At 71.8% G+C, this 14,366-nt stretch carries 10 protein-coding genes; 3 read left to right on the plus strand and 7 right to left on the minus strand.

The window, feature by feature from the left end:
• Nucleotides 1-96: 96 nt before the first annotated feature.
• On the plus strand, nt 97-4,629 hold the full coding sequence (locus ACQUQF_RS23970) for a GAF domain-containing protein (protein ID WP_435181928.1): 4,533 nt from the start codon (nt 97-99) through the stop codon (nt 4,627-4,629).
• A 226-nt stretch (nt 4,630-4,855) separates the two neighbouring features.
• Here the strand turns inward: ACQUQF_RS23970 and ACQUQF_RS23975 are convergent, their stop codons facing one another.
• From ACQUQF_RS23975 to ACQUQF_RS23990, 4 genes are all read right to left on the minus strand, one after another.
• Complete coding sequence (locus tag ACQUQF_RS23975) at nt 4,856-5,989, minus strand: hypothetical protein (protein WP_435181929.1); 1,134 nt, start codon at nt 5,987-5,989, stop codon at nt 4,856-4,858.
• Between the two features lie 163 nt (nt 5,990-6,152).
• Nucleotides 6,153-6,413 (minus strand): hypothetical protein, encoded by a 261-nt coding sequence (locus ACQUQF_RS23980; protein ID WP_435181930.1) that lies wholly within the window; start codon nt 6,411-6,413, stop codon nt 6,153-6,155.
• 5 nt (nt 6,414-6,418) lie between these two features.
• Entirely contained in the window at nt 6,419-7,579 is a 1,161-nt protein-coding gene (locus ACQUQF_RS23985; RefSeq protein ID WP_435181931.1) for a M24 family metallopeptidase, read from the minus strand.
• 45 nt (nt 7,580-7,624) lie between these two features.
• Nucleotides 7,625-10,510 (minus strand): MEDS domain-containing protein, encoded by a 2,886-nt coding sequence (locus tag ACQUQF_RS23990; RefSeq protein ID WP_435181932.1) that lies wholly within the window; start codon nt 10,508-10,510, stop codon nt 7,625-7,627.
• Nucleotides 10,511-10,622: 112 nt separating this feature from the next.
• On the opposite strand from ACQUQF_RS23990, the gene pdhA reads away from it, so the two are divergent.
• Nucleotides 10,623-11,768, plus strand: a complete 1,146-nt coding sequence (gene pdhA / locus ACQUQF_RS23995) for a pyruvate dehydrogenase (acetyl-transferring) E1 component subunit alpha (protein WP_435181933.1) — start codon at nt 10,623-10,625, stop codon at nt 11,766-11,768.
• Complete coding sequence (locus ACQUQF_RS24000; RefSeq protein ID WP_435181935.1) at nt 11,758-12,732, plus strand: alpha-ketoacid dehydrogenase subunit beta; 975 nt, start codon at nt 11,758-11,760, stop codon at nt 12,730-12,732. Before pdhA ends, ACQUQF_RS24000 begins: the two co-directional genes overlap by 11 nt.
• Nucleotides 12,733-12,813: 81 nt before the next feature.
• Here ACQUQF_RS24000 and ACQUQF_RS24005 read toward each other — a convergent pair whose 3' ends face one another.
• From ACQUQF_RS24005 to ACQUQF_RS24015, 3 genes are all read right to left on the minus strand, one after another.
• Nucleotides 12,814-13,101: a hypothetical protein gene (locus ACQUQF_RS24005; RefSeq protein ID WP_435181937.1), complete on the minus strand. Its 288-nt coding sequence runs from the start codon at nt 13,099-13,101 to the stop codon at nt 12,814-12,816.
• Between the two features lie 84 nt (nt 13,102-13,185).
• Nucleotides 13,186-13,824 (minus strand): metal-dependent hydrolase, encoded by a 639-nt coding sequence (locus tag ACQUQF_RS24010; protein WP_435181938.1) that lies wholly within the window; start codon nt 13,822-13,824, stop codon nt 13,186-13,188.
• Between the two features lie 274 nt (nt 13,825-14,098).
• Nucleotides 14,099-14,326: a zinc ribbon domain-containing protein gene (locus tag ACQUQF_RS24015; RefSeq protein ID WP_435181939.1), complete on the minus strand. Its 228-nt coding sequence runs from the start codon at nt 14,324-14,326 to the stop codon at nt 14,099-14,101.
• Between the last annotated feature and the right edge of the window lie 40 nt (nt 14,327-14,366).

Genomic DNA, 14,366 nt, shown 5'->3' on the forward strand with positions numbered 1-14,366 from the left:
TTCCGGGCGCCTACACCGTCTTCCGTCACGGAGAGCCGATTTCGAACCCGTCGCGAGACGAAACGCTAACAACGGCCCGGTGTCTGTCGTGACACGATGCAACGGCCGAAGGGGGAACGCGGCCGACCGCGGCCCGTCGCGCGGCGGGTGCTGTACGTCGGCGCGGAGTCGCGTGGGGCCGCCGTCGCCGAGGAACTGTCCGACACCGAACTGCGCGTCGAGCGCCGCGGCGCCGCAGCGGTCGACCGCGTCGAGAGCCGGGCGGTCGACTGCGTCGTCGCCGAGGCCGACCTCCCGGACGTCGACGGCGCGGAGCTGCTCGACGCCGTCGGCGAGCTCCGACCCGACGCCGCGCGGGTGCTGGTCGGCGAGTCGGTCGCCGGCGCGCCCGGCGAGGTGGCGTTCGTGCCGACCCGGCCGCCGGGGGACCTGCCGGCCCGGACCGCCCGTCAGGTCGAGCGCGCGACCGAGCTCCGGGCGGTCGCCGCCGAGCGCGACCGGCTGGCCGACCGGTTCGACACGCTGGTCGAGGGGTCGCCCGACCCCGCGCTGACGGTCGACGAGGACTGCCGGATCGCGTTCGCCAACCGCGCGGTCGAGCGGGTGTTCGGCCGCGACCCGGAGTCGCTCGTCGGCGAGCCGGTCCGGACGCTGCTCGCCGACGGGGAGGGCGACCGGGTCGCCGAGGTGGTCGCGTCGCTGGCCGCGGAACCCGGGGCGGTCCAGCGCGACTACCTGGAGCTGACCGGCCGCCACCGCGACGGCGGCGAGGTGCCGCTGGCGGTGTCGCTCCGGGCGACAGAGCGCGACGGCGACCGCTACTTCTCGGCGGTGGTCCGGGACGTGACCGAGCGCGAGCGGCTGGCCGACCGGCTCGCGGCCGAGCAGCGCAAGACCCGCGAGCTCCACGAGGTCGCGGTGATGTTAGAGGAGTGCCGCAGCGTCGAGGCCGCCTGCGAGCTCGCCGTCGAGACGGCCGAGCAGCTGCTGGAGTTCGACCTCTGCGCGGTCGACACCGTCGAGGACGGCGAGCTGGTGCCCCAGGCGGTCTCGAAGGGCGTGCCGACCGACGGCTTCTACACCACGACGCCGGTGTCGGCCGACGACAACCTCGCGGCCCGGGCCTACCGGGCGGGCGAGTCGCTCCGGACCGCCGACCTCCGCGAGGCGGGCGTCGACCCGGCCGCCAGCGGCTACCGGGCGGCGCTGACCGTCCCGGTCGGCGACGTCGGCGTGTTCCAGGCGGTTTCGAAGGACGTCGCGGCGTTCGACGACAGCGACCGCGAGCTGGCCGAGCTGCTGGCCTCCCACCTGGCCCAGTCGGTCCAGCGCATCCGGTCGGAGGCGGCCCTGGCGGCCGAGCGCGACCGGTTCGCCGCGCTGTTCGAGAACACCCGCGACGCGGTCGTCTACCACGACATCGTCGACGGCGAACCGGTGATCCGGTCGGTCAACGAGTCGTTCGAGGCGGTGTTCGGCTACGACGCCGGGTCCGTCGTCGGGGAGTCGGTGATCGACTGCATCGTGCCCGACGAGCACGTCGGGGAGGCCCTGCGCCACGTCGAGCAGATGCGGACGGGCGAGCACGTCGACGCGGAGGTGCGTCGGGAGACGGCCGCGGGCGTCCGGGACTTCCAGGTCCGGACCGCGAAGGTCCCGGGCGACGACCAGGGCGGGTACGTCATCTACACCGACATCACCGACCGCAAGCAGCTCGAGCGCGACCTGACCCGCGAGAAGCGCAAGATCGAGGAGCTCCACCACGTCGCGGTCACCCTGGAGGGGTGTGACACCCCGGGCGAGATCTACCGCCGGACCGTCGACGCCGCCGAGGAGATCCTGAAGTTCGACATCTGCGGGGTCGACGTCGAGGAGGACGGCTACCTGGTGCCGAAAGCCACCTCCTCGGAGCTCGAGGAGGCGGGCTACGACGTGCTCCGGGCCGACGAGGGGCTGGCGGGCCAGACGTACCTGACGGGCGCGTCGTTCGTCGTCGACGACATCCACGAGGTCGACGACGTCGAGGTGGTGAGCGACCGCTACCGGTCGGTGCTCAGCGTCCCGTTCGGCGACGTCGGCGTGTTCCAGGCCGGCGCCCACACCCCCGGCGAGTTCGACGCGGAGGACCGCCGGCTGGCCGAGCTGCTGGTGGCCCACGCCGCCCAGGCGCTGTCGCGGGTCCGGTCCGAGGCGGCGCTGCGGGCCGAGCGCGACCGGTTCGCCGCGCTGTTCGAGAACGTCTCGGAGCCCACCGCGCGGTTCGCGCTCCGGGACGGCGAGCCCGTGGTCGAGTCGGTCAACGCGGCGTTCGAGGAGACGTTCGGCTACGGCCCCGACGAGGCGGTCGGCGAGTCGCTCGACGACCTCATCGTCCCGGACGGGGACCGCGACGGCGCCGAGGCCATCAACGAGCGCATCGACGCGGGCGAGCCGGTCGACGCCGAGGTCCAGCGCGAGGCCGTCGACGGGATGCGGGACTTCCTGCTCCGGAACGCCGAGGTGGCCGGCGGCGGCAACTACGCCATCTACACCGACATCACCGAGCGCAAGCGCAACGAGGAGCGCCACCGGTCGATGACCGAGGACGTGATGGACAACACCGACGTCGGCATCTTCGTGCTCGACGACGAGTTCGAGGTGGCGTGGGCCAACTCGGCGGCGTCGGAGTACTTCGGGTTGGACCGCGAGCGCGTGGTTGGCGCCGACAAGCGCGCGCTCATCGACGCCGAGATCCGCGACGCGGTCGCCGACGACGAGTCGTTCGTCGAGACGGTGACCGCGACCTACGAGGACAACAGCTACGTCGAGGAGTTCACCTGCCACGTCACGCCGGGCGAGGACCGCGCGGAGCGCCACCTCCACCACCGGAGCCGGCCCATCGAGTCGGGGCTGTACGCCGGCGGTCGGGTCGAGCTCTACTACGACGTGACCGAGCGGGTCCGGCGCGAGGAGATGCTCGACGCGCTCCACGGCGCGACCCGCGACCTGATGGCCGCGGAGTCCCAGCGGGAGATCTGCGAGACGGCGGTCGAGACGGCCCGCAACGTGCTCGACATCCCGCACGCGTGGGTACTGCGGTGGAACGAGGAGACCGAGCTGCTGGAGCCGTACATCCTGCCGGACGACACGGTCGAGGACATCGGGGACACGCCGAGTATCGAACCCGGCGAGGGCATCGTCGGGGACCTCTTCGAGCGGGGCGAGAGCGAGTACTTCGACAACGGGTGGGAGGACCCGAGGGCCCACGAGGACGGGTCGGAGGGCATCCGGGCGTTCGGTGCCTTCCCCCTCGGCGAGTGGGGGATGATGACCGTCGCCTCCCCGGTAGTCGGTGCGTTCGACGACTACGAGATGGACCTGGTGCGGGTGCTGGCGGCCAACGTCGAGGTCGCGCTCAACCGGGCGGCCCGCGAGGCCGAGCTCGCCGACCAGCGGTGTCGGCTCGCCCAGCTCGACCGCATCAACGAGGTTATCCGGGACGTCGACCAGCTGCTGGTCCGGGCGTCGACCCGCGAGGAGATCCTCGAGGGGGTCTGCGACCGGCTCGCGGAGTCCGAGCAGTACCAGTTCGCGTGGACCGGCGAGGCGATGGCCGGCTCGGACTGGGCCGAGCCGACCGCGTGGGCCGGCGTCGAGGAGGGGTACCTCGACGAGATCTGGGCGATGCACGAGGAGACGCCGCGCGGACCGGGCGAGACCGCCCTCGAGACCGGGGAGGTCCAGGTCGTCCAGAACATCTCCGAGGACGACGACTTCGAGCCGTGGCGCGAGGCGGCGCTGGAGCGGGGCTACCAGTCGGCGGCTGCGATCCCGCTGCGCTACCGCGAGACGGTGTACGGCGTGCTCTGCGTGTACGCCGACCGCGCCAACGCCTTCGACGCCCGCGAGCGGGCGGTGCTGGCCGAGCTGGGCGAGACCGTCGGCCACGCGATCAACGCCGCCGAGAACAAGCGGGCGCTCATCTCGGACGCCGTCGTGGAGGTCGAGTTCGAGATCGACCGCGGCGAGGGGTTCCTCGCGCGGGTGCCCCGCGAGGAGGGCGGCCGGTTCGCGCTGGAGGGCGTGACCATGACCGCCGAGGGGTCGTTCGTCTACTTCGTGACGGCGAACGGCCTCGACACCGAGACGGTGCTCTCGCGGGCCGACGACGCCGACGACGTCGAGCAGGCCCGGCTTGTCAACGAGCACGACGACGGCGCGCTGTTCGAGCTGGTGTACACCGGCCCGTCGCCGCTCTCCGGGCTGGCGGACCACGGCGGGACGCTCCTGGACGCGGAGTTCACCGCCGACGGCGGCCGGAGCGTAATCGAGCTCCCGCAGAACGCCGACGTCCGGACGGTCGTGGAGTCGATCCAGGACGGGCTGCCCGGCACGTCGGTCGCGGCTCAGCGCGAGCGCGAGCGGCCGGCACGGACGGTCGAGGAGTTCCGGACCGCGCTGGGCGAGGACCTGACCGAGCGCCAGCGGTCGGCGCTGGAGGCGGCGTTCTACGCCGGCTTCTTCGAGTGGCCGCGCGAGTCCACCGGCGAGGAGGTCAGCGAGTCGCTGGGCGTCTCGGCGCCGACGTTCCACCAGCACCTCCGGGTCGGCGAGCGGAAGCTGCTGTCGGCGTTCCTGGACGAGGAGTGAGTTGCGGGTTTGAGGGTATTTCCCTGATGAATCGGCGGGGTCGGAAACGATGACTGCGGGCAGCTAGCTACTGCCGTCACAAATGTACCGCACCGCCCCGCACCGCAACGGTCTCACGCCTCCCCGGCCTCCGCTCCGGCCTCCGATGCTCGTCCCCTGCGCGGCGTGGCGGCCCACGAGGGGCCGCCAGCGCACGCCGGATCAGGAGGAGCGGTAGCCCGCCCGTTCAGAACGTCAGCCCGTGGTTCTCGGTGATGTGGTGGGCCGCGGTCCCCCAGATGTAGTTCTCGCCGGGCCACCACGTCCGGGCGTTGTTGAACCCGCCGACCAGCACGCCGGCGTCGGGGTCGTCGGGGTCCGGGTGGTAGTTGACCGACCCGCTGTCGCCGTCGCTGAACCCCGACTCGCTGCCCCACTTGAGCTGGCCCTGCTTGCAGATGGCGCCGTAGGCGCAGGTCAGCCCGTCGACCGCCTGGATCTGCCCCTTGGTGTGGCCCGTCTTGACGCCGATCTTCTCCAGGGGCTCGCCCGCGGCCTTCAGGTCCGCGAGCCCGACCTTGGTGAACTGGCCGAGGACCCGGCCGGGCGACCCGTCCCGGATGCGGTGGAGCGGCCGGTAGTCGCCGATCGGGCTGGCGCAGACCAGGTCGGCCTTCGGGTAGCCCGAGCGCACCTCGCCGATCTTCGTGCGGCCGCCGTCGAGCAGGTACATCGGCTCGCCCTCGTTGCCGGTGCCGCCGAAGACGTGGTTTGCGGTGGCGAAGTACAGCGACCCGTCGGCCGGGTCGCGCATCGCGGGCGCCAGGGTCCCGTAGAGGTCGTCGCTGGCGACCGCGACGCTCCCCGGGACGCCGCCGCCCTCCAGCGCCACCGATTCGGTCGGCTCGGCCTGCAGCCCCCGCTTCCCGCCGGTCGCCCGCTCGACCTTGCGGACCTCGACCGGCGTGTCCTCGACCCGCTCCGGGACGTCGCCCCGGACGTCCTCGGACGTAATCTCGACGCGTATCGAGGCGTTCGCGCCGCCGTACTCCCCGGGCGCCACCGCCGAGTTGGCCACCGCGTCGCGGTGGATCACCTCCAGGTTCCGGTGGGCCGCCAGCGCCGACCGGAAGTCCTCGTACCAGTCGGCCGGCACCGTCTTTCGTCGGGGGGTCAGCCCCCCGTCGTCGCTCCGCGTCAGCCCGTACACGACCGGCACCTCGTCGCGGCTCGCCGCCCGCACGTCGTCGGCGGTGAGCAGCCCCGCCGAGAGCGCCCCGAAGCCGAGGCTGGCGAGCGTGTCCACGAACCGGCGCCGGCCCATCGTCGCCACCGGTTCGTCGTGGACCGCACCGGGCCGGTGTTCAGTGTCGTCCCCCATTTCCCCGCGGGCAGTACACCAGTCACTCACTTGAAACTGCTTGCCCGATAGGGTCCGCGCTCGGTTAGTACAACCGGAATACGGGCTCGTGAAAACGTCTGCGGGTGATTTCGTGGTCCCAGTTGCGACCCGAGACGACCGAGTCAGGGAAGGCCGGGTCGACTCAGGTCTGGTGGAGCACCGCGTCGGTCTCGACCGACTCGACCTCCGCCAGCGAGCAGACCGCGTCGACGTCGGTCTGGTCGACCGCGACCAGCACGCGGTCGAACGGGAGGTCGCGGACGACCTCGCCGCCGAGCGACTCGACCGACGCCGCGACCGCCGACGGGTCGGCGTCGTCCGCGACTGTCAGGACGAGCCGGACCGGCTCGCCCTCGATCGGATCGTTCCGGATCGACCGGACGGCGTGGCTGATGTACGTCATGGCGCTCAGAGCGGTTCCCACGTCCGGGGCGAGTCGTTCAGTCGCTCGCAGCCGTCGTCGGTGACGGCGACCAGGTCCTCGATCCGCACGCCGAACTCGCCGGGCAGGTAGACGCCGGGCTCGACGCTGAACACCATCCCGGGTTCGAGTTCCAGGTCGTTGCCCGCGACGATGTAGGGGCCCTCGTGGACGTCGAGGCCGACGCCGTGACCCGTCCGGTGGACGAACTGGTCGCCGTAGCCCGCGTCTTCGATGACCTCGCGTGCGGCCCGGTCGACTTCCTCTGCGGCGACGCCCGGTTCCACGGCCTCGACCGCGGCCTCCTGGGCCCGTCGGACGACCTCGTGGACCGTCTCGAACTCCTCGGGCGGGTCGCCGCCGAACACGACCGTCCGGGTCTGGTCGCCGGGGTAGCCGTCGACGTACGCGCCGAAGTCCAGCACCACGGGGTCGCCGCGCCGGATCTCGCGGTCGCCGTGGCGGTGGTGGGGCTTGGCGCCGTTGGGGCCCGACCCCGCTACGGTGGCGAACGCGACCTCCTCGCCGCCCGCCTCGGCGAGCCGGCGGTCGATCTCGGCGGCGAGTTCGGACTCGGTCATGCCGACCGCGTCCTCGCCGAGTCGGCGTATCTCGACGCTGACCGCGTCGGCGACCTCGCCCGCCCGCCGGAGCGCCGCGAGTTCGGCCTCGTCCTTGCGCATCCGGAGGTCGTCGAACACCTCGCTGGCCAGCCCGAACGTGGCCTCGGGCAGGGTCTCGCGGAGGTCCTGGGTGAACCGCGCCCACATCGTGTCGTCGACCAGCAGACGGCCGGCCCGGAGGTCGAACTCGTCGGCGAGGTCGGCCACGAGGTCGGCGGGGTCCTCGCCGTCGGCCCACAGCCGGACGTCCTCGACCCACGAGGCGTCGCGGATCTGCTCGCCGTACAGCTCGGGCGCGACGAACGCCGGGTCGTCCTCAGTGGCTCGCGGGCCGTGCCCGCTCGCGTCTTCCGCGGAGCCACGCTCCGCGCTCGGGACGACCAGGAACAGGTGGCGCTCCATCGGCTCCTCGCGGAACCCCGAGACGTAGAACAGGTTGGTGCTGGGGAACAGGACGGCCGCGTCGGCGCCCGCCTCGGCGAGGCGGCGCTGGCACCGCCGGGTTCGGTCCTCGAACGCGCTCATGTCGGAGGGTTACGCCGGGACGGGTTTAAAAGTAGGCGTCGGCGGTCAGTCGTGGTCGATGCCCCGGAACTCGAAGCGGGCGCCGCCCGCCTCGCTCTCGGTCAGCGAGACGTCCCAGCCGTACACGTCCGCGAGCTCCTCGACGAACGCCAGCCCGAGCCCGGTCCCCCCGTTGTCGGAGGCGGTTGTGTACCCGGCCTCGAACACGGCGGCGCGCTCGCCATCGGGGATGCCGACGCCGTCGTCCGCGACGTAGAAGCCTGAGGGGAGTTCGCCGACCGTCACGGCGACGTCGCTCCCGCCGTGCTCGACAGCGTCCTCGCGAGCCTGCGAGCGAGGGCTCGTGGAACCATGTTCTACGGCGTTTTCGAGGAGATTCCGGAGCAGGTGGCTGACGTACGTCTCGTCGGCCTGGATCGTGCGGTCGACGGCGACGTCGAGCGTGGCGTCGCCGGTGGCGTCCACCTCGTCCCAGGCGTCGCGCGCGACCGCCGCGAGACTCACCGGGGCGCGCTCGTCGACCGCCTCCCGACCGCGAGTGAGCACCAGCATGACGTCGATCATGTCCTCGATGCGGTCGAAGGCGTCGGTGACGTACTCGACCGCCTCGGCGTCGACGTCCTCGGGGAGTTGCTCGCTGTAGATCTGGCCGATCTGGACGGGGTTGCGGAGCTCGTGGGCCAGCATGCTGGCGAACGACTCGAGCCGGTCGTTCTTGCTCTGGAGCCGAGACTCGTGGCGCCGGCGTTCGAGTTCGTACTGTATCCACTGGCCCATGAGGCGGTGGAAGGCGCGTTCGGCCTCCGAGAACGCCTCCCGCGGCTCCGAGGAGACGAAGAAGAACGTCCGGTCGGGCGCGCCGTCGACCTCGACGTACGTGCCGATGTACGACTCCAGCCCGAACTCCCGGTGGACGGTGGCGTCCTCGTACCCCGCGTCGAGGGGGTCGGCGACGCTCGCCGGCCCCTCCGCCTCGGCGGCCGCCGAGCAGTAGGTCTCTGACAGCGGGAGCTCGGTGCCCGGTTCGAGGTGGGCGTGATCGCCGCTCACGTGTTCGATCTCGAAGCGGTCGGTGTCGGAGTCGATCCGGGCCATCGCCCCGAGTTCGAGGTCGAACCGCTCGCAGCCGAGGTCGAACAGCGCCTGGAGCTTCTCCTCGAAGGAGCGGTCGGCGTCGGCCGTGATCTCGTTCTGCTCGCGGAGGTAGCGCTCGCGCTCCTCGCGTTCGAGCTCGTAGCTCAGCCACTGGCCGATGAGGTCGAGGAAGGTGTACTCGGCGTCGGTGAACTCGACGTCCCGCGAGCCGGTGTCGGCGAAGCAGACGGACCCGTAGACGCCCGTGCTGTCGGTCACCTTCGTCCCGAGGTAGCAGCCGAGGTCGTACTGCCGGTAGAGGGGGTCGTCGTCCCACCCCTCCGCGGCGGTGTCCTCGACGCCGACCGGGACGTCGACCTGGATCGTCTGCTTGCAGTACTGGTCGGGGTTCGCACAGAGCGTCGCGGCGCCCTCCTCGAGGTCGGTCCCCCGCGTCTTGACCACCCGGAAGCGGTCGCCCTCCTTCCGCAGCAGGAACCCCGCGTCGAGCCCGAACCGGTCGCGGCCGAGCTCCAGCAGCTCGTCGACCTTCTCGTCGAACGAGAGGTCGCTGTTCGCGGTGATCTCGTACAGCTCGCGCTGGGCCCGGTTGCGCTCGGTGCGTTCGAGCTCGTTGCTCACCCACTGGCCCATCATCTGCAGGAAGGTGCGCTCGTCCTCGGTGAACGGCTCGTCGCGCGGCGACGTGTCGTAGAACCAGAGCGTGCCGTACGGTTCGCTCCCCGCGGTCACCCGGATCCCGAAGTAGGTCCGGAGCCCGAACTCCTCGTAGACGACGTCGTCGTCCCACCCGTGCTCGACGACGTCGGCGACGGCGGTCGCCTCCTCGCGCTGGATGGCCTGCCGACAGAAGCAGCTCTCGCCCGGCTGGACGGGCAGCACGCCGGGCTCCTCGGGCATCTCGGGACCGACGGTCACCTCCGCGACGAAGTCGCCGTCCCACGACGGGAGGTGGGCCAGCGCCCCGCCCCGGAGGCCGAACCGCTCGCGGCCGAGCTCCAGCAGCTGCTCGACCATCTCCCTGAAGGAGAGGTCGGTGTCCGCGGTGGTCTCGTGGAGCTCCCGGAGGTACTGCTTGTGGCTCCGCAGCTCCTCCTTCGCCCGGGTCCGCTCGCTGAGCACCCCCAGCATCCGGTCGATCTCCCGGCTCGGCTGCTCGGGGCCGAAGAACTCCTCGGGCGGCGTGTAGTAGAAGTTCTGCGAGACGGTGTTGTCGTAGACGAGGTGCGGGTGGGTCCTGACGATGTCGCGCAGCACCTCGGCCGGGAACCGATTTCGGTTGTACTGGCAGAGCGCGATGCCGTCCTCGCTGGGCAGGAGGTCGTTGAGCTTCCCCTCGTACTCTACGAGGTCGTCGATGTCCGGGTCGGGACCGAACACCCACGTCATCTCGCCGGTGACCCGCAGCGCCTCGTACTCCTCGCGCGCCTCGTCGATGGCGTCCTCGAGGAAGGCGATCATGTCGTCGGGGTCGAACGAGCCGCCCCGACAGTAGGTGTCGCGCTTGGTGTGGACCGACAGCGCGCCCGACTCGAGGGCGGCGTCGACGTCGATGCCGCGGTCCCGCATCTCGTCGAGCACCTCCGTCCGCGAGTTCTCGTCGGCGATGTACATGCACCGCTCGCCGCGCTCGAGCCCCTGGCGCACGAACGGGATCACCGCCGCGAACTGCTCCTCGCGGTCCTCGTAGACGAGCGCGAAGTGGTCGTTGCCGTGCTCGTGGTCGTCGAGCGGTTCTACCGGTCCGCTGAGGTCGGGACTCCGACGCAGCGCGTCGAGCCCGCTATCGAGGTCGAGAACGTCGTGAGAGTCCCCGCGTCCGACCTGCCGACTCATTACCGTCCGATAGTCCGCTGGCGACCAATAAACTTCGGCATTACTCACAACGCCGGCCCCGGCGGTCGGCGGCGCCACCGCCAGCTAAGTGCGATGCCGTGGTAGCCGACCCGTGACCCGCGAGCGAGTGGCCGAGTTCTCGGTCGAGTACGTGCAAGCACTGGACGAGGAGGCGACCCTCGACGAGGCGGTCGCGCCGGCGCTGGACGACGAGCGGCTGGTGGAGTTCTACCGGCTGATGCGGCTCTCCCGCCGGACCGACGAGCGGGCGGTCGCGCTCCAGCGGCGTGGCGAGCTCGGGACCTACGCGCCCGGCGTCGGCCAGGAGGCCGCCCAGGTGGGGTCGGCGACCGCGCTCGACCCCGAGGAGTGGCTGGTGCCGTCGTTCCGGGAGGGCGCGGCGCTGCTCGCGCGGGGCGCGCCGATCCACCGCCTGCTGTGGTACGCGATGGGGATGGAGGAGGGCGCCGAGGTGTCGGGGCCGAACTTCCCGCCGTCGATCCCGGTCGGCTCCCAGCCGCTCCACGCCGCCGGCATCGGGTGGGGCAAGGAGATCGCCGGCGAGGAGGAGGCCGCGATGGTCTACTTCGGCGACGGCGCGACCAGCGAGGGCGACGTCTACGAGGCGATGAACGTCGCCGGCGCGCTCGACGCCCACGTCGTCTTCTTCTGTCAGAACAACCAGTGGGCCATCTCGACGCCGCGGGCGAGCCAGACCCGCGCCGAGACCATCGCCCAGAAGGCCGTCGCGGCCGGCATCGAGGGCGTCCAGGTCGACGGCAACGACCCGCTGGGCGTCCACGCCGTGACCCGCGACGCCCTCGAGAGCGCCCGTCAGGGCGACCCCGTGCTGGTCGAGGCGCTGACCTACCGGCGGTCGATGCACACCACCAGCGACGACCCGCGGGTGTACCGGACCGAGGAGGAGGAGGCCGAGTGGGAGGCCCGCGACCCCATCGCCCGGTTCGAGCAGTACCTCAGGGACGAGGGGCTGCTCGACGACGACCGGATCGCCGAGATCACCGAGGAGATCGAGGGGGTGATCGCCGACGAGATCGACCGGGCGAAGGAGGGCCGGAAGCGGGTCGTGCCCGCCGAGATGTTCGACTACGTCTTCGCCGAGCCCACGCCGGAGCTCGGCCGGCAGAAGTCCGAGTTCGAGCGCGAGACCGGCGGCGGCGAGACGACCACCCCCGAGGAGGGGATGAGCGGCGAGGAGCGGGCCGGCGGCGGGGAGGTGTCGGGCCGTGGCGAATGAGATCCGGCTGGTGGAGGCGATCCAGCAGGCGCTCGACGAGGAGATGGCCCGCGACGAGTCGGTGCTGGTCTACGGCGAGGACGTGGGGGTCAGCGGCGGGGTGTTCCGCGCGACGAAGGAGCTGCGGGAGGCGTACCCCGACCGGGTGTACGACACGCCGCTGGCGGAGTCGGCCATCCTGGGGCTGGGCGTCGGCCTGGGCGCGACGGGGTACACCCCGGTCGCCGAGATCCAGTTCGCCAGCTTCGTCTACCAGGGGTTCCACCAGCTCGTCCAGCACGCGACCCGGCTCCGGAGCCGGACCCGGGGAACGCTGGGCGTGCCGATGACCGTCCGGATGCCGTACGGCGGCGGCATCCGCGCGCTGGAGCTCCACTCCGAGAGCTTCGAGGCGGGGTTCGCCCACGTGCCGGGGCTCAAGACGGTGGTCCCCGCGAACCCCGCCGACGCCAAGGGGCTGCTGACCTCGGCCGTCCGGGACCCCGACCCGGTGATGTTCCTCGAACCGACGAGCCGGTACCGGGCCGCCCGCGAACCCGTCCCCGAGGGCGAGCACACCGTCCCGCTCGGGGAGGCCGAGGTCGTCCGCGAAGGTGGGGACGTGACGGTCGTCGCCTGGGGCGCGATGCTCGCGGAGGCGCTGAGCGCCGTAGAGGGCGGGGACGCCGACGTCGACGCGGAGGTGATCGACCTCCGGACGGTCTCGCCGATGGACTCGGCGACGATCCTGGAGTCGGTCCGGAAGACCGGCCGGTGCGTGGTGGTCCACGAGGCCCCGCGGACCGCGGGCCTGGCGGCCGAGATCATCGCCCGCATCAACGACGACGCGCTCTACTACCTGGAGGCGCCGGTCGAGCGCGTCACGGGCTACGACGTCCCGTTCCCGCTGTTCGCCCGCGAGGACGCCTACCGGCCGGACGCCGAGCGGATCCGGCGCGGCATCGAGCGCGCGCTGTCGGCGTGAGTGCGGGAGCGACGTCGGGGAACCGTCGCGTCGCCGCACCGGAACACGCACCCCGGACGTGCCGAGGCGCCGACGCCCGCCTCAGTACTGCTCGGCCTCCAGGTCCTCGAGGTGCTGCTGGAGTTCGGGGTACTCCTCCAGGCGGACGAATCCGTAGTCGCCGCCGCCGTAGAAGCTCTCGGGGAGCTCGCGCTCGACCAGCATCGTCTCGGGGTCGGCGTCGACGTGGTTGACCTTGTTCAGCGGGACCACCCGGACCTCGTCGGTGGCGTCGAGGCAGACGATGCTCTGCTCGCGGAACAGGACCGCGTCGAACTCCAGCGCGTCGTACTCGTCGACCGTGTACACCGTCGGACGGGAAGGTGCCATACGTCGAGAAGCACCGTCAGTGCCTTAAAATCCGGTGACGGGGACGGGTCGGCGCCGGGAGAACCGCGGTGATGGGGTGCGGTTTCAGTCGCCGGGCTCGCTCCGGGGCGCGGGGTCGCTGGCGTCGCGGAAGCGCTCGGGGATGTGGGAGTCGAGCGCGGCCGGCGCGTGCGGGACGAGGCGCTCGGCCAGCGCGGCGAGGCGCTTGCGGGCCAGCGCGTACCCCGCCGAGACCGCCAGGACCGCGGCGACGAACGTCTGGACGGCGCCGTCGTAGATCAGCAGCGCCGGCGCGCCGAACGCCACCGCGACCACGAGGTCCTCCGGCGCGCCGTCGTAGCGGACCCAGCGCCGGGGCGGGACCCACCGGCCCCGGTAGTGGTCGTACACCGCGCGCTCGGACTCGGCCCGCCACGGCTTGAGTTCGAGGCCGCCGCCGAACACGTCCATCAGCGAGTGGGCCGCGGCGCCGGCGAGGAACACCGCGAGCGCGACCGTCGCGGCCGCCGGGAGCGCGACCGCCAGCGCGACCGCGGGCAGCGCGGCGGCGGCGTAGTACACCGGGAAGTGGAGCGTCCGGCGGTGGCCGGCGTAGAGGTCGAGGTCGGGGAAGACGCTCCCGACCACGCCGGCGACGAGCGCGACGGGCGCGAACTCGGGCGCGACGGCCGCCGCCGCGCTGGCCAGGACGATCCCGAACAGCGCGTGAGTGGTCGCCATCATGTGAACGAGGGGTAAGCCGCCGGACGTATATAGGCGTATCGCGCGGGGCGGTGGCGCAGCCGCACCGTCGGGGACGCGCCGCGGCGTGAACTCGCACGGAGTAACTCGATAGAATCGACCACCCCGTCGGCGGAGTCGCGAGACGTCGGAACTCGCCGAGGCGTCGGCGGCGGAATCGCCGACGCAGTCGCTTCCTGTCGTGCCAGCGGTCCGCCCGAGGCGGAGATCCGCCCGGGCGACGCGCGCCGCGGTTCGGTGGGGCGACGAGTTCGGTTCAGTGCGTCGACGGGAGTACGTCCTTCACCGGATAGAGGTCCTCGTGGATCCCCTCCGCGTCGCAGTCGTCGTTCGGACACCGATAGTACCACCCGTCGTCGGTGGCCTCCGAGGCCTGGAATCGCTCGCCGCATCGGCCGCAGAACAGCAGCGAGTCGAAGTCCTCGGCGCTGCGGGAGAGGTCTACGTCGGTTCCGGTCTCGCGACTCTCGAGCAGTTGTTCCATACTCCTAATAACCGCGGCATCATATAAAAGACCCACCGTT

This window comes from Halorussus sp. AFM4, assembly GCF_051194995.1.
Classification (GTDB): domain Archaea; phylum Halobacteriota; class Halobacteria; order Halobacteriales; family Haladaptataceae; genus Halorussus.

Excerpts from the sequence above, each read along its gene's own strand:
- ACQUQF_RS23980 (WP_435181930.1), bottom strand. The coding sequence starts at position 6,413 with ATGACGTACATCAGCCACGCCGTCCGGTCGATCCGGAACGATCCGATC.
- ACQUQF_RS24010 (WP_435181938.1), bottom strand. The coding sequence starts at position 13,824 with ATGATGGCGACCACTCACGCGCTGTTCGGGATCGTCCTGGCCAGCGCG.
- ACQUQF_RS23970 (WP_435181928.1), top strand. The coding sequence starts at position 97 with ATGCAACGGCCGAAGGGGGAACGCGGCCGACCGCGGCCCGTCGCGCGG.
- ACQUQF_RS23990 (WP_435181932.1), bottom strand. The coding sequence starts at position 10,510 with ATGAGTCGGCAGGTCGGACGCGGGGACTCTCACGACGTTCTCGACCTC.
- ACQUQF_RS24015 (WP_435181939.1), bottom strand. The coding sequence starts at position 14,326 with ATGGAACAACTGCTCGAGAGTCGCGAGACCGGAACCGACGTAGACCTC.
- ACQUQF_RS23985 (WP_435181931.1), bottom strand. The coding sequence starts at position 7,579 with ATGAGCGCGTTCGAGGACCGAACCCGGCGGTGCCAGCGCCGCCTCGCC.
- ACQUQF_RS23975 (WP_435181929.1), bottom strand. The coding sequence starts at position 5,989 with ATGGGGGACGACACTGAACACCGGCCCGGTGCGGTCCACGACGAACCG.
- ACQUQF_RS24005 (WP_435181937.1), bottom strand. The coding sequence starts at position 13,101 with ATGGCACCTTCCCGTCCGACGGTGTACACGGTCGACGAGTACGACGCG.